Annotated in this window: 23 protein-coding genes; all 23 read left to right on the forward strand. The window is 39.4% G+C overall.

Translation table 11 applies throughout. The features are described 5' to 3' along the window. On the forward strand, positions 1 to 120 hold a 120-nt coding region (locus OMU_RS23210), incomplete at its 5' end, for a transposase (protein ID WP_155857591.1). Between the two features lie 132 nt (positions 121 to 252). Beyond that, on the forward strand, positions 253 to 1,557 hold the full coding sequence (locus OMU_RS17880; RefSeq protein WP_016181261.1) for a DEAD/DEAH box helicase family protein: 1,305 nt from the start codon (positions 253 to 255) through the stop codon (positions 1,555 to 1,557). A gap of 193 nt (positions 1,558 to 1,750) precedes the next feature. Next, a complete protein-coding gene (locus tag OMU_RS17885; RefSeq protein ID WP_227132166.1) occupies positions 1,751 to 2,212 on the forward strand; it encodes a ComF family protein in 462 nt (153 codons plus the stop codon). Between the two features lie 138 nt (positions 2,213 to 2,350). Further along, complete coding sequence (gene hpf, locus OMU_RS17890) at positions 2,351 to 2,896, forward strand: ribosome hibernation-promoting factor, HPF/YfiA family (protein ID WP_034876815.1); 546 nt, start codon at positions 2,351 to 2,353, stop codon at positions 2,894 to 2,896. A gap of 267 nt (positions 2,897 to 3,163) precedes the next feature. After that, positions 3,164 to 5,695, forward strand: a complete 2,532-nt coding sequence (gene secA, locus OMU_RS17895) for a preprotein translocase subunit SecA (protein WP_016181264.1) — start codon at positions 3,164 to 3,166, stop codon at positions 5,693 to 5,695. A gap of 185 nt (positions 5,696 to 5,880) precedes the next feature. Beyond that, a protein-coding gene (gene prfB / locus OMU_RS17900; RefSeq protein WP_176746215.1) for a peptide chain release factor 2 occupies positions 5,881 to 6,991 on the forward strand; the annotation gives its coding sequence in 2 pieces (ribosomal slippage) (positions 5,881 to 5,952 and positions 5,954 to 6,991; 1,110 coding nt in all). A gap of 97 nt (positions 6,992 to 7,088) precedes the next feature. Next, entirely contained in the window at positions 7,089 to 7,778 is a 690-nt protein-coding gene (gene ftsE / locus OMU_RS17905) for a cell division ATP-binding protein FtsE (protein ID WP_016181267.1), read from the forward strand. Continuing rightward, entirely contained in the window at positions 7,771 to 8,655 is an 885-nt protein-coding gene (gene ftsX / locus OMU_RS17910; RefSeq protein WP_016181268.1) for a permease-like cell division protein FtsX, read from the forward strand. The genes ftsE and ftsX overlap by 8 nt, the downstream gene beginning before the upstream one ends. Before the next feature lie 318 nt (positions 8,656 to 8,973). Continuing rightward, the gene (locus OMU_RS17915) at positions 8,974 to 9,294 is read left to right on the forward strand and encodes a DMT family transporter (RefSeq protein ID WP_016181269.1); all 321 of its coding nucleotides are present in this window, start codon (positions 8,974 to 8,976) and stop codon (positions 9,292 to 9,294) included. A gap of 47 nt (positions 9,295 to 9,341) precedes the next feature. Further along, complete coding sequence (locus tag OMU_RS17920) at positions 9,342 to 9,779, forward strand: GNAT family N-acetyltransferase (protein WP_016181270.1); 438 nt, start codon at positions 9,342 to 9,344, stop codon at positions 9,777 to 9,779. 60 nt (positions 9,780 to 9,839) lie between these two features. Then, positions 9,840 to 11,288, forward strand: coding sequence for a cardiolipin synthase (gene cls, locus OMU_RS17925; protein WP_016181271.1), 1,449 nt, complete (start codon positions 9,840 to 9,842; stop codon positions 11,286 to 11,288). Between the two features lie 260 nt (positions 11,289 to 11,548). Next, the gene (locus tag OMU_RS17930; RefSeq protein WP_016181272.1) at positions 11,549 to 12,397 is read left to right on the forward strand and encodes a phosphate ABC transporter substrate-binding protein PstS; all 849 of its coding nucleotides are present in this window, start codon (positions 11,549 to 11,551) and stop codon (positions 12,395 to 12,397) included. Positions 12,398 to 12,467: 70 nt separating this feature from the next. Beyond that, positions 12,468 to 13,244: an AraC family transcriptional regulator gene (locus OMU_RS17935; RefSeq protein ID WP_016181273.1), complete on the forward strand. Its 777-nt coding sequence runs from the start codon at positions 12,468 to 12,470 to the stop codon at positions 13,242 to 13,244. 68 nt (positions 13,245 to 13,312) lie between these two features. Further along, entirely contained in the window at positions 13,313 to 13,705 is a 393-nt protein-coding gene (locus OMU_RS17940) for a VOC family protein (RefSeq protein ID WP_016181274.1), read from the forward strand. 6 nt (positions 13,706 to 13,711) lie between these two features. After that, positions 13,712 to 13,966: a helix-hairpin-helix domain-containing protein gene (locus OMU_RS17945; RefSeq protein WP_016181275.1), complete on the forward strand. Its 255-nt coding sequence runs from the start codon at positions 13,712 to 13,714 to the stop codon at positions 13,964 to 13,966. Between the two features lie 249 nt (positions 13,967 to 14,215). Continuing rightward, entirely contained in the window at positions 14,216 to 15,148 is a 933-nt protein-coding gene (gene pstC, locus OMU_RS17950) for a phosphate ABC transporter permease subunit PstC (protein WP_016181276.1), read from the forward strand. Further along, on the forward strand, positions 15,141 to 16,028 hold the full coding sequence (gene pstA / locus OMU_RS17955; RefSeq protein WP_016181277.1) for a phosphate ABC transporter permease PstA: 888 nt from the start codon (positions 15,141 to 15,143) through the stop codon (positions 16,026 to 16,028). The genes pstC and pstA overlap by 8 nt, the downstream gene beginning before the upstream one ends. Positions 16,029 to 16,100: 72 nt before the next feature. Continuing rightward, a complete protein-coding gene (pstB, locus tag OMU_RS17960) occupies positions 16,101 to 16,901 on the forward strand; it encodes a phosphate ABC transporter ATP-binding protein PstB (RefSeq protein ID WP_016181278.1) in 801 nt (266 codons plus the stop codon). Positions 16,902 to 17,216: 315 nt separating this feature from the next. Then, positions 17,217 to 17,972, forward strand: coding sequence for a phosphate ABC transporter ATP-binding protein PstB (gene pstB / locus OMU_RS17965; protein WP_016181279.1), 756 nt, complete (start codon positions 17,217 to 17,219; stop codon positions 17,970 to 17,972). Between the two features lie 19 nt (positions 17,973 to 17,991). After that, positions 17,992 to 18,669, forward strand: coding sequence for a phosphate signaling complex protein PhoU (gene phoU, locus OMU_RS17970; protein WP_016181280.1), 678 nt, complete (start codon positions 17,992 to 17,994; stop codon positions 18,667 to 18,669). A gap of 181 nt (positions 18,670 to 18,850) precedes the next feature. After that, on the forward strand, positions 18,851 to 20,398 hold the full coding sequence (gene liaX, locus OMU_RS17975; protein WP_016181281.1) for a daptomycin-sensing surface protein LiaX: 1,548 nt from the start codon (positions 18,851 to 18,853) through the stop codon (positions 20,396 to 20,398). A 25-nt stretch (positions 20,399 to 20,423) separates the two neighbouring features. Then, the gene (locus OMU_RS17980) at positions 20,424 to 20,744 is read left to right on the forward strand and encodes a PspC domain-containing protein (RefSeq protein ID WP_016181282.1); all 321 of its coding nucleotides are present in this window, start codon (positions 20,424 to 20,426) and stop codon (positions 20,742 to 20,744) included. After that, a complete protein-coding gene (locus OMU_RS17985; protein ID WP_016181283.1) occupies positions 20,744 to 21,106 on the forward strand; it encodes a phage holin family protein in 363 nt (120 codons plus the stop codon). Before OMU_RS17980 ends, OMU_RS17985 begins: the two co-directional genes overlap by 1 nt. The last annotated feature ends 80 nt before the right edge of the window (positions 21,107 to 21,186 follow it).

The following is a 21,186-nucleotide window of genomic DNA, read 5'->3' on the forward strand; positions in this document are numbered from 1 at the left end:
AAACTTGAAGGGAAGAATAACTTGATTAAAGTGATTAAGAGAGTGGCATTCGGTTTTAGAACCTTTCGCCACCTTCGTATGCGAATTCTGATTCAACAGAATCTTTGCGACATTATTTGAGCAAAAAAACAAAAAGAAAAAAGGAAACGCCGAAGCATTTCCTTTCAGTGATTTAATGAGAACAACACGATTTGACTTAGAGCCAAAACTTAGAGTCGTTTGCGTATCTTTCTGAAAAAGAGGGGGAGACAAATGGAAATAACAGGTCAGCGTTTATTATTAGAGGAGTGGCGTACATTTTACCCTAAGATTGATCTGACTCAAGCTGAAAAAATTCCTGCAATGGTGCAGATTGATAAGAACTGGGTGTGTCAGCGATGTGGTGAAGTCTCTCAAGAAAAGGTACCCGCAGGATTTTTTTATTGTCCGTCTTGCTTGGCCTTGGGACGTGTGGATAGTAATAGTTCACTGTATTTCTTTCCTATTAAAAAGGCCGTTCCGAAAAAAGTGGTTCTCACGTGGTCGGGAAAACTTTCAACTGCGCAACAGAAAATTGCTGATGGCTTACTTGAGGATCAACTTAAAAAGCGTTCCTTTCTACTTTGGGCAGTCACTGGTGCGGGGAAAACAGAGATTCTTTTTCCGCTTTTAAAGAGTCTTTTGGAGAAAGGCAAGAAAATTGCTGTGACTTCTCCGCGGGTAGATGTTTGCAATGAGGTCTTTCTTCGTTTTCGCCAAGCCTTTCCTGATGAAAAAATCAGTCTTTTTCACGGACAGGAACGAAAAGATGCAGGTGATCAGTTTGTCGTGTGCACCGTTCACCAGCTTTTACGTTACCACGAATTTTTTGATTTAGTGATTGTTGATGAAGTCGATGCCTTTCCTTACGCTGAGGACCCTTTGCTGCATCGAGCAGTGGACATCGCGCAGAAAAGAGAAGGAAAACGTGTATATTTAAGTGCGACACCGGATAAGGTGTTAAAAAAGACAGTTGACCGGGTTTATTATTTGCCAGCACGTTATCATCGCCGCAAGCTGCCCGTTCCGCAAGTATTGTTTTCTTGGTGTTTAGAAAAACATTTACTTGCAGGACAGTTGCCAAAGAAGGTTTTAGCTAAAATAACGGATTTACTAGAGAAAAATAATGTTTTATTTTTTTGTCCCAACATCTCCTTATTAGCAAAAATAGCAGCGTTTATCCAAGGTGTATACTCAGATATTCGATTGACGACGGTTTTTTCACAGGATCAGGAGCGTCTAATTAAGGTCGAAAACATGCGTGCAGGAAAGTATCAATTACTTTTAACAACGACCATTCTAGAACGTGGAGTAACCTTTGAGAGGGTATCGGTCATCGTATTGCAGGCTTCTCATCGGGTCTTTAAAAAATCCGCACTGGTGCAGATTGCTGGTCGAGCGGATCGTAAAGGAGAGTATTCTCAGGCAGAGGTGATTTTTGTTACCAGTGAACGAACCACAGCAATCAAATCAGCAATTAGGGAAATTAAAAAGAACAATCAGCAAGCGTTGAAAGAAGGATTGATCAATGCGCTGTAGCTGTTGTCAAAAAGAGTTAGTGAGAAATCTCACCCTACGAGAATTGTTCCACTCTGCAAATTTGAGATGTTATCATTGTGAGAAATTATTTACAAAAATCGATCAAGCCACTTCTTGCCCTGGTTGTGGAAGAGCAGATTCATCAAAACTCTGTTCGGATTGTCGATTATGGCATCAAGAGCTTGGATTTGTCATGAAAAATAGGAGTCTCTTTCATTATGATGAGGGATTTCGCAAATGGATCGAAGCCTATAAATTTACTGGAGATTACCGATTGCGAGGGGCGTTTGTCAATGAGCTTGCACAAATTTTACAAAACTATCGTGACTATTTAATCTGTCCGCTGCCTCTTTCGAAGGAACGATTTGAACAAAGAGGGTTTAATCAAGTTCGCGGCTGTTTAGAACTGACGAAAATGCCCTTGAAAGATTTGTTGCGACGCAAGGAGTTAACTCCACAGTCAGAAAAATCACGTAAAGCTCGCTTGGAAATGGAGCAGCCATTTGAGTTAAGGGTAGCAAATGGAAAAATTAGAAATCAAAAAGTTTTATTAGTTGATGATGTTTATACAACGGGGCGAACCCTTTTTCATGGTGCCGAACTGCTTTATAAAAATGGTGTGGAAGCGGTAGAAAGCTTGACTTTTGCTCGTTAAAATGCATCATTTAGGATTATGAAATTGATAGCGATTTACTTTGCAAAAGGATTAGATTTCGATATAATAGAGTTAAGAAGAAGAGGTAAGAGTGGTCCTTCCTTCTCTTCAGTTGGCAAGACGAAAGGGGCAATACGTATGTTCAAATATAATGTTCGTGGGGAAAACATCGAAGTTACTGAGGCTATCCGCAATTACGTTGAAAAGAAAGTAGGAAAGTTAGAACGCTACTTCACTGATGTTCCGGACGCAACTGCTTATGTCAATTTGAAAGTATACACAGAAAAAACGGCAAAAGTTGAAGTAACGATTCCATTACCTTACTTAGTTCTTCGGGCGGAAGAAACTTCACCAGATTTATATGCAAGTATTGATTTGGTTGTGGATAAATTAGAACGTCAGATTCGCAAATTTAAAACAAAAATTAATCGCAAAGCTCGTGAAACGGGCATGCCTGAGCGTGAAGTAGAAGTGTTAGTGAACGCAGAAGATTCAGAAGAATCTGAATTAGAAATCGTTCGTACAAAACGCTTATCATTGAAACCAATGGGTAGCGAAGAAGCTGTTTTACAAATGAACATGCTTGGACACAACTTCTTTATTTTTGAAGATGCTGAAACAAATGGTACAAGCATTGTTTACCGTCGTAAAGATGGCAAATACGGCTTAATTGAAACAGATTAATAAGCGTTTATCGCCTTCCAGCTGATGCTGGAAGGTTTTTTATTTTCAATAAAAATAAAGTTTTGGGAGATAGAACTGTTTATTGTAAGAATTGTTCCTTATTCGACTTGGTCTTAAAGAAAATCACAAAAAAAGATTAATCATTATATAAGACGCGCTTTATTCGCCGCGAGAAGTTTCTTTTCTCAAGGACTAATGATAAAATATACTAGCGGGTTTCTATCAAAAAATAGAAAATGAAAAGAAATAAAGGAGTAAGGTAAACGAATGGCAAACTTTCTGAGACGAATGATTGAAAATGATAAAAAAGAATTAAAACGATTGAGCGGGATTGCTGACAAGGTCGAAGAATATTCTAGCGACATGGAAAAATTGTCTGATGGACAATTACGTGGCAAAACCGAAGAATTTAGAGGACGTTATCAAGCGGGGGAAACGCTAGATGACTTATTGCCAGAAGCTTTTGCGGTGGTCCGTGAAGCAGCTAAGCGTGTTCTAGGCTTGTATCCATACCACGTTCAGTTAATGGGCGGGATCGTTTTACATGATGGGAATATTCCTGAAATGAAAACCGGTGAAGGGAAAACGTTGACAGCAACGATGCCGGTTTATTTGAATGCCTTGACTGGAGAAGGAGTCCACGTCGTAACTGTTAATGAATATCTAGCTACACGTGACTCCACAGAAATGGGTGAATTGTATAACTTCTTAGGTTTAAGCGTTGGTTTAAATATCAATTCAAAAACTTCTGAAGAAAAACGTGAAGCGTACAATTGCGACATCACCTACAGTACAAATAATGAACTAGGATTTGACTATCTGCGTGACAACATGGTAGTTTACCAAAGCCAAATGGTTCAACGTCCATTAAATTATGCAATTGTCGATGAAGTAGACTCAATCCTGATTGATGAAGCGCGGACACCGTTGATTATCTCTGGTGCGGCTGAAAAATCGACAGCTCTTTATACACGAACTGATAATTTTGTGAAGCGTTTGAAAGAGGATGAAGATTTCAAAATCGATATCCAATCGAAAACGATCGGGCTGACTGAACAAGGGATTGAAAAAGCAGAAGAAAACTTTGGTTTAGAAAACTTATACGATTTAGACAATACTGCGTTGACCCATCACTTAGATCAAGCATTGCGCGCAAACTTCATTATGATTCGCGATATTGATTACGTTGTGCAAGAAGGCAAGGTTTTAATTGTTGACCAATTTACTGGGCGTATCATGGATGGACGTCGTTATTCTGACGGTCTGCATCAAGCAATTGAAGCAAAAGAAGCGGTTGAGATCGAAGACGAAACGAAAACGATGGCGACTATCACCTTCCAGAACTATTTCCGTATGTATAAAAAATTAGCCGGAATGACTGGTACTGCTAAAACGGAAGAAGAAGAATTCCGCGAAATTTATAATATTGAAGTTATTCAAATTCCAACAAACCGTCCGATTATCCGGGAAGACCATGCAGATTTGTTGTATCCAACTTTGGAAAGCAAGTTCCATGCAGTGGTACAGGACATTAAAGAACGTCATCGCAAAGGCCAGCCGATCCTAGTTGGTACAGTTGCTGTTGAAACGTCTGAGCTGCTTTCAAATATGCTGGATCGTGAAAAGGTGCCTCATGAAGTCTTGAACGCGAAAAATCACTTTAAAGAAGCAGAAATTATCATGAACGCCGGACAAAAAGGCTCGGTAACGATCGCTACCAATATGGCCGGTCGAGGAACTGATATCAAGTTAGGCCTAGGGGTCGTTGAATTAGGCGGTCTAGCTGTAATTGGTACCGAACGTCATGAATCTCGTCGTATCGATAATCAGCTTCGTGGACGTTCAGGTCGTCAAGGAGATCCAGGGGTTTCACAATTCTACCTTTCATTGGAAGATGATTTGATGAAACGTTTTGGTTCTGAACGGATCAAAGCCTTCTTGGATCGTATGAAGGTAGAAGACGAAGATGCCGTGATTCAAAGTAAAATGCTGACTCGCCAAGTAGAATCTGCTCAAAAACGAGTAGAAGGAAATAACTATGACACGCGTAAAAATGTCTTGCAATACGATGATGTGATGCGGGAGCAGCGGGAAGTCATTTACAAACAACGTCAAGATGTTATTATGGGCGAAAAGGATTTGTCTCCGCAATTGTTGAACATGGTGCGTCGGACAATTTCTCGTGTGGTTGACAGCCATACTCAATTAGATAAAGATAATTGGAATCTTGAAGCTTTAGCGGATTTTGCTGGAGCAACATTGGTTCATGAGGATTCTGTTTCAAAGGCTGATTTTGAAGGCAAAACACCAGAAGAAATGAAAGATTATCTATATGGTCGCGCCAAAGAAGTATTTGATACAAAAGCGTCACAATTGCAAAGTCCAGAACAATTGTTGGAATTTGAAAAAGTGGTCATCTTGCGTGTGGTGGATACGAAATGGACAGATCATATTGATGCGATGGATCAATTGCGTCAATCAGTCGGCTTACGGGCTTATGGACAAAATAATCCGTTGGTAGAATACCAAACAGAAGGCTACAAGATGTTTGAGGATATGGTTGGAGCCATCGAGTTTGAAGTAACACGTCTATTCATGAAAGCGGAGATTCGTCAAAATGTTCAACGAGAGCAAGTTGCTCAAAATCAACAAGAACATCCTGTAGAAGCAGATGGAGATCCGAAGAATTTGACCCATACTAAGCAAAAACCGGTTCATGTGGAAAAGGTTGGTCGGAATGATCCATGTCCATGCGGCAGTGGTAAAAAATATAAAAATTGCCACGGTAAGGGACAATAATTTTCTACGATAAGTAAGGAACCTTTTGAACGGGACATAGCCGCTATGTCTCGTTCTTTGCGAGTTCGTGACGCTGTTCTATTTCTACAAGTTGTCACAGAAGCTTAAAAAATGTATATAATAAGAGTTAGTTTTAAATGTTTGGTTTTACGGATTGTTTTATCCGCAAGAAAGAAGGAATAGATTTGGAAAATGCAGAAATACGTAATTTTTTAGATACGATGCAAGAGCAAGTCGCAAGCTTCAGGGGGTCTCTTTGACCTAGAGCAGTTAGAAGAGGATATCGCCGAAGCAGAAAATCAAATGTCTGCACCAGGATTTTGGGATGACTCGGAAAAAGCTCAAGCTTTAATTAATCGCAACAACGCAGCGAAAGAAACATATGATCAATTTCAAGCGATTGCTAACGAAACAGATGAGTTAAATCTGATGTGGGAAATGCAACAAGAAGAGTTTGATAGCGATTTGCAAAAAGAGCTGGAAGAACGCTTAGTACAATTGCAGGAAAAGATTTCTGGCTTTGAGTTATCGCTGTTACTTGATGCTCCCTATGATAAAAACAATGCAATTGTTGAATTGCATCCAGGTGCTGGTGGAACAGAATCACAGGATTGGGGATCAATGCTTTTACGAATGTATACGCGCTGGTCAGAGCAGCACGGATTTTCAGTTGAGACGATTGATTATCAATCAGGTGATGAAGCAGGAATCAAGAGTGTTACACTGATGATTAAAGGGACGAATGCGTATGGTTATTTAAAATCAGAAAAAGGTGTCCACCGATTAGTGCGAATCTCGCCGTTTGATTCTGCGAGTCGCCGTCATACTTCATTTTGTTCCGTTGAGGTCATGCCTGAATTAGATGAAAATATTGAAGTTGAGATTAATCCAGATGATTTGAAGGTCGACGTTTATCGGGCAAGCGGAGCAGGTGGTCAGCATATCAATAAAACCTCATCAGCTGTACGGATTACGCATTTGCCTACGGGAACGGTTGTTGCTAGTCAAGCACAGCGTTCGCAATTTCATAATCGCGAGACAGCCATGCAAATGTTAAAGGCGAAACTCTATCAGTTAGAAATTGAGAAGAAAGAGCAAGAAGCTGCTGCCTTGCGAGGGGAACAAAAGGAAATCGGTTGGGGCTCACAAATTCGCTCTTACGTTTTTCATCCATACTCTATGGTAAAGGATCACCGTACCGAATATGAGACGGGAAATGTCCAAGCAGTAATGGATGGCGACTTGGATCCTTTCATCGATGCTTATCTGAAATGGCGTCTGGCACAAGAGTCCTAAGTTTAAAATGAAATCAAATTGTAAAGTAATGAAAGCCTGTTGCAATGTTGGCATGCTATAATAGCAAAGAATTTAAGAGGATTTGGAGAGATAAAGCATGATTGAAATGCAGGATGTAACAAAAAAATATCCTAATAAGACAACAGCTGTGCGTGGGATTTCGGTCCGTATCGATCAAGGTGAGTTCGTCTATGTCGTTGGTCCCTCTGGTAGCGGAAAATCTACCTTTATTAAGTTGATGTATCGTGAAGAAAAAGCCACATCCGGGAAAGTATTAGATGTTGCCCGTCATGATTTATTAAAGATCAAGAATAAAGAAGTGCCTTATTTACGTCGTGATGTCGGCGTTGTGTTCCAGGACTTCAAATTATTGCCCCGAAAAACTGTTTATGAAAATGTTGCTTACGCTATGCAAGTAATCGGTCGTAAACCACGGGATATCAAAAAACGTGTTATGGAGGTTTTAGACCTTGTTGGTTTGAAACACAAAGTCCGCGTATTCCCAAGTGAATTATCCGGAGGAGAACAGCAACGGGTCTCGATTGCACGTGCGATTGTAAATACACCAAAAGTCCTGATTGCTGATGAACCAACTGGTAATTTGGACCCAGATACTTCTTGGGAAATCATGCATTTATTAGAACGAATCAATAATCAAGGTACAACGATCGTTATGGCGACTCATAACAAAACGATCGTAGACACCATGCGCCATCGTTTAATCGCGATTGAAAATGGCTTGATCGTTCGAGATGAAGCGGAAGGAGAATACGAGTTTGATGATTAGAAATTTCTTCCGACACCTGTTGGAAAGTATCAAGAGTGTGAAGCGTAATGGCTGGATGACTCTGGCATCAGTCAGTGCGGTAACGATCACGTTAACAATGGCGGGAATTTTCCTGGCTGTGATTATGAATGCAACCAAGTTAGCTCAAGATGTTGAGGGCAACGTTGAAGTGACAGTCTTTGTTGATATCGGTACAAAAGATAAAGAATTAAAAGAATTGAAGTCTGAATTACAGGATATCAATCATGTGGACAAAGTGACTTTTTCTAGCAAACAAGATCAATTGAAGAAGTTGCAAAAACAAATGGGCGATGCATGGGACCTTTTCGAAGGCGACAGTAATCCACTCTATGATGTATATGTAGTAAAGGCGACCGATGCACAATATATTCGTCCGGTGACTCGAGAAGCCAGTCAATTAAGTAATGTCTTTCGTGCAAATTACGGCGGAAATTCAGCTGACCGAATCATCCAGATGGCAAAAGTTGTCCGGACTTGGGGCTTAGCAGCCGCTGCCTTATTAGTTTTCGTAGCAATTTTCTTGATTTCGAATACGATTCGGATCACGATCATTTCACGTAAAACGGAGATTCAAATCATGCGTCTGGTAGGTGCGAAAAATGGTTATATTCGTTGGCCATTCTTCCTCGAAGGCGGATGGATTGGATTGATTGGTTCCATTGTGCCAATCTTGATCTTAACTTATGGCTACTCGCAAGTTTATGGCTTAGCTGCCCCTTATCTATTGCAATCAAACTTAGAATTGCTGCGTCCAAACCAAATCGTATGGATATTAGATATCACGATGGCGGTCGGCGGCTACTTGATTGGTTCATTAGGATCAGTTATCTCGATGCGTCGTTTCTTAAAAATCTAACAAATCAAAGCTTCTTCGAAAAATTTCGAAGGAGCTTATTTTTTGCCAGAATTAGTAAAGAATTCTATCCCTTGATTTTTTTAGTAAAAGCTCCTAGAATAAATATCAATTAAATAAAACGCTACCGAGCAAGGGAGCCAATTTCGTTAGGTCATTGAAGAAATTGGACTTCCTTGTTTTGCGTGTTCAACTTCTTCCAGTTTAATCATGTATGAATTGAAGATTAAACCCAATTATTAATATTAAATGTTTAAACGGTTTCGTTGAACTGTATGCGTAGCGCCTATTTAGATTATTAATCGAGGAGGAATATTGATTATGGCATGGGTATCATTGATTGTGGCAGGAGTTTTTGAAATGTTTTGGGCGACGATGATGAAATTGAGTGAAGGTTTTAGTAAAATGAATTATTCGCTTTTGACGATAATTGGCATGATAGCCAGTTTTTATTTTTTGTCGAAGTCGTTACATTCGTTACCGATGAGTTTAGCTTATCCTATTTGGACAGGAATTGGCGCTGTCGGCTCTATTTTAATTGGGGTTCTTTTATTTAAAGATCATTTGTCGCTTTTAACTAGTTTCTTTGTTGTACTTTTGGTAGCAGGAATTATTGGAATCAAGATTACTAGCGGACATTAAGCCAAAATTAGGTTAAACTATTTTTAGCAAAAGCTCAGGAGGATCTTATGATTAAAAGAACGGATGAACTAACACCACAAGAATTATTGACAATATTGCAGGCTCGTACGGCGGTTTTTGTTGTAGAGCAGGAGTGTCCTTATCAAGAAGTCGATGAAGCTGATCGGTCGGCGTTACATGTGTGGATCGAAGAAAATGGCAGATTGCAGGCCTATGCGCGAATTCTAGCCGAAGAAGAAACGATCCATTTTGGGCGTGTACTAGTCGTTAAAGAATATCGTGGACAGCAATTAGGACGAACAATCGTATCGAAAACGCTAAAAGAAATTGAGACTCGCTATCCAAAGCGTCCGGTGGTCATTTCGGCACAGGCCCACTTAGTTGATTTTTATCACTCATTTGGGTTTGAAAAAAACTCTGGAATCTATTTAGAGGATGAAATCCCTCACATTGAGATGATTTTGAGAAATGAAAAAAATCACTAAGGTCCATTGTTTACAATCAACATTATCTCGGCTATCCTTTAGTAGAAGGAGTGTGGGAGAATGTCATTTGTGACAGGGCACTTGGGATTACTTTTCCTAATTATCAATACTATTTTATCATTTATCATTGTTTTTCGAGAACGTAAGGATACGGTTAATACGTGGGCATGGCTATTAGTTTTGACTTTTATCCCCATTCTCGGCTTTATTTTATACGTTTTTTTTGGAAAGGGAATCTCCAAGGAACGGATCTTTGATTTAAAGATGCAGACCAAAATCGGGATGAACGTAGAGGTCCAGCAGCAACAAAGAGCACTAGCACGAGGACTTTTTCCAAAACCGACAACAAACCAAGTCGATCCGAAACAGTTGATTTATATGCTGACGATGTTTGAGAGTTCGTTGTATACCACCAATAATGAAGTCATTCTATATACCGATGGACGTGAGAAGTTCGATGCTTTAATTAAGGATATTAATCGGGCAAAGTACCATATTCATATGGAATACTATATTTATCGCGCAGACGACTTGGGTCTTGAGGTTCGAGAGGCATTAGTAGCGGCTGCTTTACGTGGTGTAAAGGTCCGTTTGCTCTTAGATGCTTGGGGCTCAACACAAGTAAATCGCCGGTTTCTCTCTCCGCTGATCGAAGTCGGTGGAGAGGTCGATTTTTTCTTTCCGCTGTTTTTACCGTATTTGAACCCACGAATGAATTATCGCAATCATCGAAAAATCGTCGTAATTGATGGAGAGATTGGGTATACGGGCGGCTTTAACGTTGGCGATGAATATCTTGGCTTAGTCGAAAAATTTGGCTATTGGCGGGATAATCATTTACGGATTCACGGCCATGCTGTGTACACATTGCAGAACCGATTTTTAATGGATTGGAATTCTCAGCAGAAACACGAGCTGGTCTATCAGCCTGATTATTTTCCTGAGATTAAATCAGAAGGAAAATTAGCGTTGCAAATGGTGAGTAGCGGGCCAGACAGTGAGCATGAACAGATTAAATTGACTTATTTAAAAATGATCAATTTAGCAAAAAAAGAAATTTTGATTCAGACACCCTATTATATCCCGGACGCACCAATTCATGAGGCTCTAAAGCTGGCATTATTATCAGGTGTAAAGGTACGGATGCAAATTCCGAATAAGCCGGATCATATTTTAGTTTATTGGGCAACTTACTCCTTTGCGGCTGAGTTACTGGAATATGGCGCAATTATCGAAACCTATGAAAATGGTTTTATTCATGCGAAGACGATGATCATCGACGGTGGTATTGCTTCGGTAGGGTCAGCCAATATTGATGTTCGTTCATTCAAGTTGGATTTTGAAGTAAACACGATTGTTTATGATGCAGAATTTGCTGAGGAATTACGAGACGCCTTTTATAAAGATTCGATGAAATCTGAACTTCTTACCCAGGAAAAATATGATCAGCGCGGAATCGTTATTAAGTTCAAAGAAGGAATTGCACGTCTGATTTCACCACTTCTGTAAAAATCATTTGCGCTTTCATGGGTTGATAGTATAAAATGAACTAGCTTGTTTAGTAAGACTATCGTTTAGAAAATGATTACGTTAAAATGAATAAGGATGCCAGTTCAACTTTTCGCAGTATACTCAGAAGTATAAGCTAATTAAAATGAACAAGTGAACTCAAAAAATAGTCGCTAGTTGAATGGTATACGGCATGAAAATAAGTATCATTTTTCGTTTTTTGAAAAATGATTACGTTAAAATGAATAAGGAGATTTTTCATGAAGAAATGGTTAATTCCTCTTTTAGGTACGCTTTTACTTTTGTCCGGTTGTTCGAAATGGATCGACCGCGGCGAATCAATTACTGCTGTCGGTTCATCGGCCTTGCAGCCTTTGGTTGAAACGGTAGCTGAAGAATATCAAAGTAAAAATCCCGGCAGATTTATCAATGTCCAAGGCGGAGGAAGCGGTACTGGATTGAGTCAGGTTCAATCAGGGGCAGTTGAGATCGGAAATTCTGATTTATTTGCGGAGGAAAAAAGTGGCATCGATGCAGATAAGTTAGTTGATCATAAAGTAGCAGTTGTTGGGATCACGCCTATTGTTAACAAAGGTGTTGGCGTAACCAATATTTCGTTAGAGAATCTGCGTAAAATTTTTCTCGGTGAAATCACAAACTGGAAAGAGCTTGGCGGAAAAGATCAGGAAATCGTTATTCTAAACCGAGCAAGCGGAAGTGGGACGCGCTCTACTTTCGAACAATGGGTCTTAGATGGAAAAACAGCGATACGTGCGCAGGAACAAGACTCAAGCGGAATGGTTCGCCAAATTGTTGCTGACACACCTGGTGCTATCAGTTATACAGCTTTTTCATATGTTACAAAAGAGGTTCAAACACTGAATATTGACAATGTTGAACCGACAGATGAGAATGTGACGACTAATCATTGGAAAATTTGGGCTTATGAGCACATGTATACCAAAGGAAAGCCAACAGAACTAGTTGCCGATTTTCTTGATTATATGCTTTCAGATGAGGTTCAAGGAAAAGTCGTTTCACAGCTTGGGTATATTCCGATCTCTGAAATGAAAGTTGAACGTGATTGGCAAGGTAATGTAATAAAATAAGTTGAAATACCGTTTCGAATGTTTTCGAGGCGGTGTTTTTTTATAATAGATGCAATAGGAGGGATGAAAGATGTACTATCCAATTCAACTGCCTTTTTTGTTAAATGAAGAGTTTACGCGCGTCATGAGTTATCATGAAAAAGTAGTGCCTGAATGCAAGGAGTTTGTCTTGTGTTTTTGGTCGATGTGGTCGAAAACACAGGATCAAGTTCGTGTGAAGAACGTCATCATCGCAGATGGCTGTATTGATCTGATTGTGGACTTCGACCAAAAGCTGATTTTTTTCACAGGAAATCAACAAACAGATTTTGATTATGAAATTGAGGTACCGGCACGCTTTTTTGGCGCACGCATGATGCCAGGGGCTTTTCATCAATTAACTGGTTTATCAGCAGAAGCGGCAATGGATACCTTCATTTTACTACAGGATATTTTTGATGATTTTGATCAGAAACAGTTTTTTACAAATATGTTTGAGAATGCGCAAGAAATTTTTCAAAGCTATTTGATAAAAAAATTTAAAGAGCTAAAGCCAAATGAGTTTACTCAGCTTTTTCCGCGATTGTCTCAAGCAATCCCACAAACCACAAAAAATTTGTATGAGCTACTTTATTTTAGTCCGCGTCAATGCCAACGTGCTTTTATGAAAAATTTTGGATTAACACCTAAAATGGTTTTAAGCATTCTGCGTTTTCAAAAATGCTTGGAGATACTGACCTCGGAGCAAGCAAAGCCAGCAGATATTTTAACCGTCACCAATTATTATGACCAACCGCATTTTAACAAAGATTTTAAGCATCATTTAGGAATCACACCGCTGGAATTGGTGGATCGATATAAAAATTGACGCATTTTTACAATACGTTTCGACCTGTCCTTGATAAAATTAGCCTATAAATTGAGGAGGCGGTTAGAATGTACAAAAATATTACAACGAATTTAATGGTGGCAAGTGTGGATGCATCGGTGAAGTTCTATCAAGAGATTTTAGGACTAGAAGTGGTGGCTTCTGTCCCAGCGAAGGATCAGACATTGCAATTTGCAATTATCGCTAAAGAAGCCATGACATTGATGCTGCAGGAAAAAGAGAATTTGAGTGAAGAGTATCCGATATTAGCCGCGGAAAAAATCCAACCATCCATCACATTATATATTACAGTTGAAAATTTTGAGGAGTTCTATACGACTATTAAAAGTAACTATCCAATTTATACTGAACCTCATAAAACCTTTTATGGAGCCAATGAATTTGCTATTACAGATCCGGATGGGTATGTGTTGACCTTTACTGAATATAAAGAAGGATGATCAAAGATGAAAAGTGATCTACAAGTGATTCCGGGGATTGGAAAAAATATGGCTCAACATTTAATAAACGCGGGTTATCCGACTGTTGAGTCATTGAAAAAGCAAGATCCGGAGGAAATCTACCTAAAGGATTGTGTGAATATGGGGGAGAAGGTCGATCGTTGTGCTTTGTATGTTTATCGTTTAGCCGTACATTATGCGAATCATGATGGTGTACTGCCACAGGATAAGCAGAATTGGTGGGATTGGAAGGATAACTAAACAAAAAGAAAAAATCTCGTGAGACATCACGATCAAACTTTGCCAGTCTTTGGCTTAGCTTGATCGTGTTTTTTTGTTTTCAAGCAGTTCAGTTGCGGTGATGCTCTCATCTGGTTTACACTTTCTTTACAAATGTCATGGAAGCGTTACAGGAGGTTAAAAAGAAATTGATTTTCAACAGGTAAAATGATTTTGTTGGTTTGTAAAAAACCGAATGGATTAGTTTGTAGGAATCAGGAGGAGTAGGCCTTGGAAAATGAAGATGTAAAAAAAGCGCTGACGACAAAATCAAAGCGCGCGAGAATCGAACAACGAGGACGTTTTGTTAGTTTTATTTGTATCGCGTTGATCGTGTTTGTGGTTGGAGCGATTTTCTATTTTGTAGCAAGCAAAGGGTTATCAACCTTTTTTGTAGATAAGATTAATGTTTTTGACTTTTTATTTGGTACAGTCTGGAATCCTAGTGCAACAGGACCAGATGGCAAGCCGCTAGTTGGTGCTTTACCGATGATCTTAGGATCGTTTATGGTTACCTTTTTATCGGCTATTGTAGCAACGCCTTTTGCAATCGGGGCGGCGGTCTTCATGACTGAAATTTCTCCAACCAAGGGACAGCGATTTTTACAGCCGGTCATTGAGTTACTTGTAGGGATTCCTTCGGTTGTATATGGGTTTATTGGTTTAACAGTGATCGTACCGTTTATTCGTTCGATTTTTGGCGGCACGGGATTTGGGATCTTATCTGGGACATTTGTTTTGTTCGTCATGATTTTACCAACTGTAACTACGATGACCGTGGATACGTTAAAATCAGTACCACGTCATTATCGGGAAGCCTCACTGGCTCTTGGCGGCACACGCTGGCAAACGATTTACAAAGTTGTCTTGCGTGCGGCAATACCAGGAATTTTGACGGCGGTCGTTTTTGGTATGGCTCGTGCCTTTGGTGAAGCCTTGGCCATTCAAATGGTTATCGGGAATGCGGCATTGATGCCAACAAGCCTGACCACTCCAGCATCAACATTGACTTCGATTTTGACAATGGGAATCGGAAATACGATTATGGGCACAGTAGAAAATAATGTTCTGTGGTCATTGGCACTGATCCTATTATTCATGTCTTTAGTTTTCAATATCTTGATTCGCTACATTGGAAAGAAGGGGGAGATCAGCAATGGATAAAGCAAAACGTGCAGATAAAATCGCAACGGGTATTCTATATGCCGTCTCTGGCCTGATTGTCGCAATCTTAGCTTTTCTATTACTTTATATTTTAATTCGCGGCTTGCCGCATGTTTCGTGGGAGTTCTTGACCTCGCCTTCGAAAGCTTATCAAAAAGGCGGCGGGATTGGTATTCAATTATTTAACTCGATCTACTTATTGCTGATAACGATGATTATTAGTCTACCTATCTCATTAGGTGCAGGTATTTACTTATCTGAATATGCGAAGAAAAATTGGGTTACTAATCTTATTCGTACCTCAATCGAAATTCTGAGCTCGCTACCTTCAGTGGTTGTCGGTTTGTTTGGCTTCTTGATTTTTGTTATTCAGTTTGGTTACGGCTTTTCAATCCTTTCAGGTGCGTTGGCTCTAACATTGTTTAACCTACCATTATTAACAAGAAATATCGAGGAATCACTAAGAGCGATTCATTATACTCAACGGGAGGCAGGCTTGGCTTTAGGCTTGTCACGTTGGGAAACTGTTACAAAAATTGTCGTACCGGATGCTTTACCAGGAATTTTAACAGGGGTTATTCTAAGCTCTGGCCGAATCTTTGGCGAAGCGGCAGCCTTAATCTATACAGCAGGACAAAGCGCACCAGCTTTGGATTTTACCAACTTCAATCCATTAAGCGTTTCGAGCCCGTTAAGCATTTTCCGGCAAGCAGAGACCTTAGCAGTGCACATTTGGAAGATTAACACTGAAGGCACGATGCCTGATGGAACTTCTGTTTCAGCAGGGGCTTCAGCGGTCTTAATCTTAGCAGTTTTATTGTTTAATTTTGGAGCACGGGCAATCGGTAAACGACTGCATCGAAAAATGACTTCAGCTTAAAATAGTTACATTAGTGTGAACTAGGATGTCAGTTCTGCTTTTCGCAGGAAATATCGAACTAGGAGAAATTCAATGAAAGAATACAATTGGGAAGAGCGTAACATCATCAGAATGCCTGGTGAAATCGCCTTGCATACGGAAGATTTACATGTTTATTATGGAGATAATGAAGCCATTAAGGGTGTTGATCTTGAATTTGAAAAAAATAGAATCACCGCTTTAATTGGACCTTCTGGTTGTGGAAAATCAACTTATCTACGTTCGTTAAATCGGATGAATGATGGAATTGCTAGTGCCAGCGTGACTGGAAAAATCGTATATAAGGATGTTGATGTCAACGCCTCAAATATCGATGTTTATGAAATGCGCAAACGTATCGGCATGGTGTTCCAGCGTCCGAATCCTTTTAGTAAATCGATTCGCGACAACATCACTTTTGCGTTAAAGCAGCACGGAATGCGTGATAAACAGCAATTAGAAGAAGTGGTTGAAACAAGTCTGAAGCAAGCGGCTTTATGGGATCAAGTAAAGGATAATTTAGATAAAAGTGCTTTGGCTCTATCTGGGGGACAACAACAACGTCTATGTATTGCACGAGCAATTGCGATGAAGCCGGATATTTTACTATTAGATGAACCCGCTAGTGCGCTGGACCCAATCTCAACAGGTACCGTTGAAGAAACCCTGGTTCAATTAAAAGAAAACTATACCATCATCATTGTGACCCATAATATGCAGCAAGCTGCTCGGATCAGTGACTATACTGCCTTTTTCTATTTAGGTCATGTTATTGAGTACGACGAAACAGCCAAAATCTTTACGCGACCGAAAATCCAAGCTACAGAAGATTATGTATCAGGTCACTTTGGTTAATATCAGTTCCTCTTTTGCAGTTGGTAATAATTGAGTAAATTACTTTATAAGTAGCCGAACCATACAAAAAGCAACGTAGAGGAATGATATACGGCTTGAAGATCAGACTAATTTTTCTGACAAGAAAAATTAATTCCTAAATATGAAAAAGGATGTCAGTTCCTCTTTTCGCAGTTTGTAATAGTTGAAAGAGGTATATATTGAGTAGCCGAACCATACAAAAACCAATCTAGAGGAATGATATACGGCTTGAAGATCAGACTAATTTTTCTGACAAGAAAAATTAATTCCTAAATATGAAAAAGGAGCGAACGAATGTCGAAGATTATTACTTCCAAAGACCTTCATTTGTATTATGGTAAAAAAGAAGCCTTGAAGGGCATCAACATGGAAATAGAAAAAGGCGAGATTACAGCGATGATCGGACCATCGGGTTGCGGCAAATCAACCTATTTGCGGTCACTAAATCGCATGAATGACTTAATTCCAGGTGTGACGATCACAGGCAGTGTGATGTATAAAGACAAAGATATTTATAGTCCGAAAACAGATACTGTAAAGTTGCGTAAAGAAATCGGCATGGTGTTCCAACAACCGAATCCTTTTCCATTTTCGATTTACGAGAATGTCATCTATGGGTTAAAATTAAAGGGTGAAAAGGATAAAAGCAAGCTCGATCAAGTCGTGGAAGAAAGCTTGAAAGCTGCTTCGGTTTGGAACGATGTCAAAGATAAGCTGCATGAGAGTGCGTTATCCTTATCAGGCGGACAGCAGCAACGAGTTTGTATCGCACGAGTATTAGCGGTCAATCCGGAAGTGATTCTGATGGATGAACCGACAAGCGCATTGGACCCAGTTTCAACAGGAAAAATCGAAAACATGCTATTGGAATTAAAAGAAAATTACACTATCATTATTGTTACCCACAATATGTCACAGGCATCACGGATCTCAGACCGCACTGCTTTCTTCTTGCAGGGTGAGCTGATTGAATTTGACAAGACCAAGAAGATATTTTTAGACCCAGCAAAACAAGAAACCGAAGACTATATTTCAGGAAAATTTGGTTAGAGATAGAAGGAGGGCAACGATGTTACGTACACAATTTGAAGAAGAGCTGTTGAATCTTCACAATCAGTTTTATGAAATGGGCATGATGGTCTCAAGCGCTGTGCACAAATCAGTCCGTTCATATATTGATCATGATAAGAAATTAGCACAAGAGGTTATTGATCATGACATTGAAATCAATGACATGGAAGTTCGTTTGGAGAAAAAAAGTTTCGAAATGATTGCCCTGCAGCAACCAGTTACGACTGACCTGCGTACGATCATTACAATCATGAAAGCCAGCTCTGACTTGGAACGTATGGGAGACCATGCGGTGTCAGTAGCAAAATCAACAATTCGCCTAAAAGGCTTGCCGCGAATATTAGAAGTTGAAAAAGAAATTAATGAAATGTCTAATTACGTAAAAAAAATGGTAGACAATGTTTTAATTGCGTACGTGAAGACAGATGAAAAAGATGCTCGTATGATCGCAAAAATGGATGAGCGGGTCAATGATTATTTCCAAAAAATCTATGATATGACGACCAATACGATGGAAAAAGAATCTGATACCATTATCAGTGGAACGGATTATCTGCATGTTGCCGGCTACTTAGAACGTGTGGGAGATTATGTGACAAACATTTGTGAGTGGATCGTTTACTTAGCGACAGGAAAAATTACTGAACTGAACAGTAATCGTAACGAAACATTTTAAAGTAAGTGCCAGTTAGAGAATTTTCTAGCTGGTTTTTTTCATTTTAAATAGGAAGAAACACAATCTTCAAAAAGTCGGATAAAAAGATGGGTCTTTAGTCCTATGACAAATACCCAAAAACATTGCATAATATGAATGTAACCAAAAGTAATGTATTTGCTTTTTGAAGGAGGCAATTTCTATGAATGAAAGACAACGAATTTTAGAATTAGTTAAAAAAGGTATTTTATCAACTGAAGAAGGTTTAGATTTATTAGAAAGCATGGCGAAGGCGAAGGATGAAGCGCAGATTAAACAAGCTGCGGATAAAGTGGATTCTTATCACCGCGACCAAGCAACCAATTTAGTTGATGAGTGGGAAACAGGACAAGATACAGAAGAAGCTAAAGGTTCTGAAAAACAGGACTTGGAAGACCTTGAGGCTTACTTCGATGATTTAGCGACAGAAGCGAATCAGATTTCTGCTCGAATTGATGAAATCAATCAAAAGAAAAATGAATTGAAAGCCGCGCTTCATGAAAAACAAGAAGTTTTGATGGAGTTGGACACGAAAGAAGAATTAGATACATTATCAGAAGAAGATGATGACATTCGTGAAGCAGTAGAAGATGAAATCGATGACTTGAAAGAAAAAATCGCTAAGTTAGAAGAAAAAGTTGCTGAAGAAGAAGAACTGAAAAATGTTCAAGACAACCAAAGTGAAAATCGCAAAGAACGTAATCGTACACGTTTTGATATTCCAGACGATTTGAAGGATCAAGCAAGCGAAACTTTCTCGCAAGTTGGTGAAAAATTGGGAGAAGCCGGCGTTCAATTGAGCCGCTTGATGAAAAAGACCTGGAAAACCGTTTCTGATACGGTAGAAGAAAATGTTGATTGGAAAGACTTCAACGTCAAAGTTCCTGGTTTAGTAACGTCTAAGTTTGAACATCAATTCTTATATACTGATGTTGAACCAACCTTGATCGATATCAAATTAGCAAATGGTAAAGTTACCTTAAAAGCTTGGGATGATGCGGCTATTAAAGTAGATGCCAAAATCAAACTTTATGGTAAAATGAATGAAGCAACGCCATTACAATCATTAATGGAACGCAGCCAGATCGAAGTGAATGATGAACATATCTCATTCCAAATCCCGAATAAACGTGTTCAAGCAGAATTAGTCTTCTACTTGCCAAGACGGACATACGATCACGTTGCAGTAAAATTACTAAATGGTGATTTGAACGTTGAAGAGATGGATGCCAAGGATGTATATGCCAAATCAACTAACGGCAATATCACCTTCAAACATATTGATGCGACAATGCTTGAGATCCAAGGGGTCAACGGCAACATTGAGATTCGTGAAGGCGCGATCCTAGATTCGATTATCGAAACCGTTAATGGAAATATCGTTACGAAAGCAGCGATTCAAAATTATGGCATTTCGTTAGTCAATGGCGATGTGAAATTGACGGCTGGTCATGATAGCCTACAAAAAATCAAAGCCAGCTCAGTGAATGGTAATGTTAAAGTTTCTTTAGGAAAAACAATCGGCTTGGAAGGCTTGGCCAAGACAAGTTTAGGCAGTATCAATGATCGCTTATCAAACTATGAAGTGATCAGAGAGAAAAAAGAAAAGACCAATCGTTTATTACAATTCCGTCGAGTTGCCGATGACATGGCGAAGATCGATGTTTCGACAACGACTGGTAGTATTTTCTTGAAAGATTTCGACAATTAGGAAATAATAAGGAAGGAAGATTCATATGCAAAAGAGATTACAAAAGTCACGAACAAATGTGGTACTTACAGGTACCTTAGCCGGGATCGCCGAATACTTCGGGATCGATCCAACAATCGTGCGTGTGATTTATGTTTTCTTAAGTTTCGGCTTAATCGGCGCACCGGTTGTATTATATGTCTTGTTAGCATTGGTGATTCCCGCAGCTCCAAGAGGGGGACGGGATTCATATGGACACAATAATCCATACTATGGAAACAACGACTACAACAATTATGAGAAAAAAGCGTCACGCCAACGTAAGAAAGCGGACAAAATCGACGATGATGACTGGAGCGACTTTTAATGACTTACCTACAGCGCTTAATAGCTAATGCACTGATCTTTATTTCACTGTCAGTGCTCTTTCCTGATCATGTATATGTGGAAAGTCTGATGATGGCTATTACTGCAAGCTTTGTCCTATCCATTTTAAATACCTTAGTGAAACCGATTCTGATTTTACTTTCACTACCGTTGAATATTATGACTTTGGGACTGTTTAGTTTTGTAATTAGCGCTGGTATGCTGCAATTGACTTCCAACTTATTAGGAAATTATCGTTTTGGCTTTTCCAGCTTTGCCATCTCAATTCTGGTGGCTGTCGTCATGGCGATTGTCAATGCGATCGTTTCAGATCATAATATCGATAAGTACACGGATAGGTAATTTACCTATCCGTTTTTTGGAAAAATAATTCCTTAAAAGTGAGCTAGCTGTCAACCAATATGCTATTTTGCAGATAAGTA

This window comes from Enterococcus avium ATCC 14025, from assembly GCF_000406965.1.
Taxonomy (GTDB): domain Bacteria; phylum Bacillota; class Bacilli; order Lactobacillales; family Enterococcaceae; genus Enterococcus_A; species Enterococcus_A avium.

Coding starts and splice junctions, on each gene's coding strand:
- OMU_RS17935 (WP_016181273.1), top strand. CDS start 12,468: ATGTACTATCCAATTCAACTGCCTTTTTTGTTAAATGAAGAGTTTACG.
- ftsE (WP_016181267.1), top strand. CDS start 7,089: ATGATTGAAATGCAGGATGTAACAAAAAAATATCCTAATAAGACAACA.
- OMU_RS17885 (WP_227132166.1), top strand. CDS start 1,751: ATGAAAAATAGGAGTCTCTTTCATTATGATGAGGGATTTCGCAAATGG.
- hpf (WP_034876815.1), top strand. CDS start 2,351: ATGTTCAAATATAATGTTCGTGGGGAAAACATCGAAGTTACTGAGGCT.
- pstA (WP_016181277.1), top strand. CDS start 15,141: ATGGATAAAGCAAAACGTGCAGATAAAATCGCAACGGGTATTCTATAT.
- phoU (WP_016181280.1), top strand. CDS start 17,992: ATGTTACGTACACAATTTGAAGAAGAGCTGTTGAATCTTCACAATCAG.
- OMU_RS17980 (WP_016181282.1), top strand. CDS start 20,424: ATGCAAAAGAGATTACAAAAGTCACGAACAAATGTGGTACTTACAGGT.
- secA (WP_016181264.1), top strand. CDS start 3,164: ATGGCAAACTTTCTGAGACGAATGATTGAAAATGATAAAAAAGAATTA.
- OMU_RS17985 (WP_016181283.1), top strand. CDS start 20,744: ATGACTTACCTACAGCGCTTAATAGCTAATGCACTGATCTTTATTTCA.
- OMU_RS17915 (WP_016181269.1), top strand. CDS start 8,974: ATGGCATGGGTATCATTGATTGTGGCAGGAGTTTTTGAAATGTTTTGG.
- liaX (WP_016181281.1), top strand. CDS start 18,851: ATGAATGAAAGACAACGAATTTTAGAATTAGTTAAAAAAGGTATTTTA.
- pstB (WP_016181278.1), top strand. CDS start 16,101: ATGAAAGAATACAATTGGGAAGAGCGTAACATCATCAGAATGCCTGGT.
- cls (WP_016181271.1), top strand. CDS start 9,840: ATGTCATTTGTGACAGGGCACTTGGGATTACTTTTCCTAATTATCAAT.
- OMU_RS17940 (WP_016181274.1), top strand. CDS start 13,313: ATGTACAAAAATATTACAACGAATTTAATGGTGGCAAGTGTGGATGCA.
- OMU_RS17880 (WP_016181261.1), top strand. CDS start 253: ATGGAAATAACAGGTCAGCGTTTATTATTAGAGGAGTGGCGTACATTT.
- pstB (WP_016181279.1), top strand. CDS start 17,217: ATGTCGAAGATTATTACTTCCAAAGACCTTCATTTGTATTATGGTAAA.
- OMU_RS17945 (WP_016181275.1), top strand. CDS start 13,712: ATGAAAAGTGATCTACAAGTGATTCCGGGGATTGGAAAAAATATGGCT.
- OMU_RS17920 (WP_016181270.1), top strand. CDS start 9,342: ATGATTAAAAGAACGGATGAACTAACACCACAAGAATTATTGACAATA.
- ftsX (WP_016181268.1), top strand. CDS start 7,771: ATGATTAGAAATTTCTTCCGACACCTGTTGGAAAGTATCAAGAGTGTG.
- OMU_RS17930 (WP_016181272.1), top strand. CDS start 11,549: ATGAAGAAATGGTTAATTCCTCTTTTAGGTACGCTTTTACTTTTGTCC.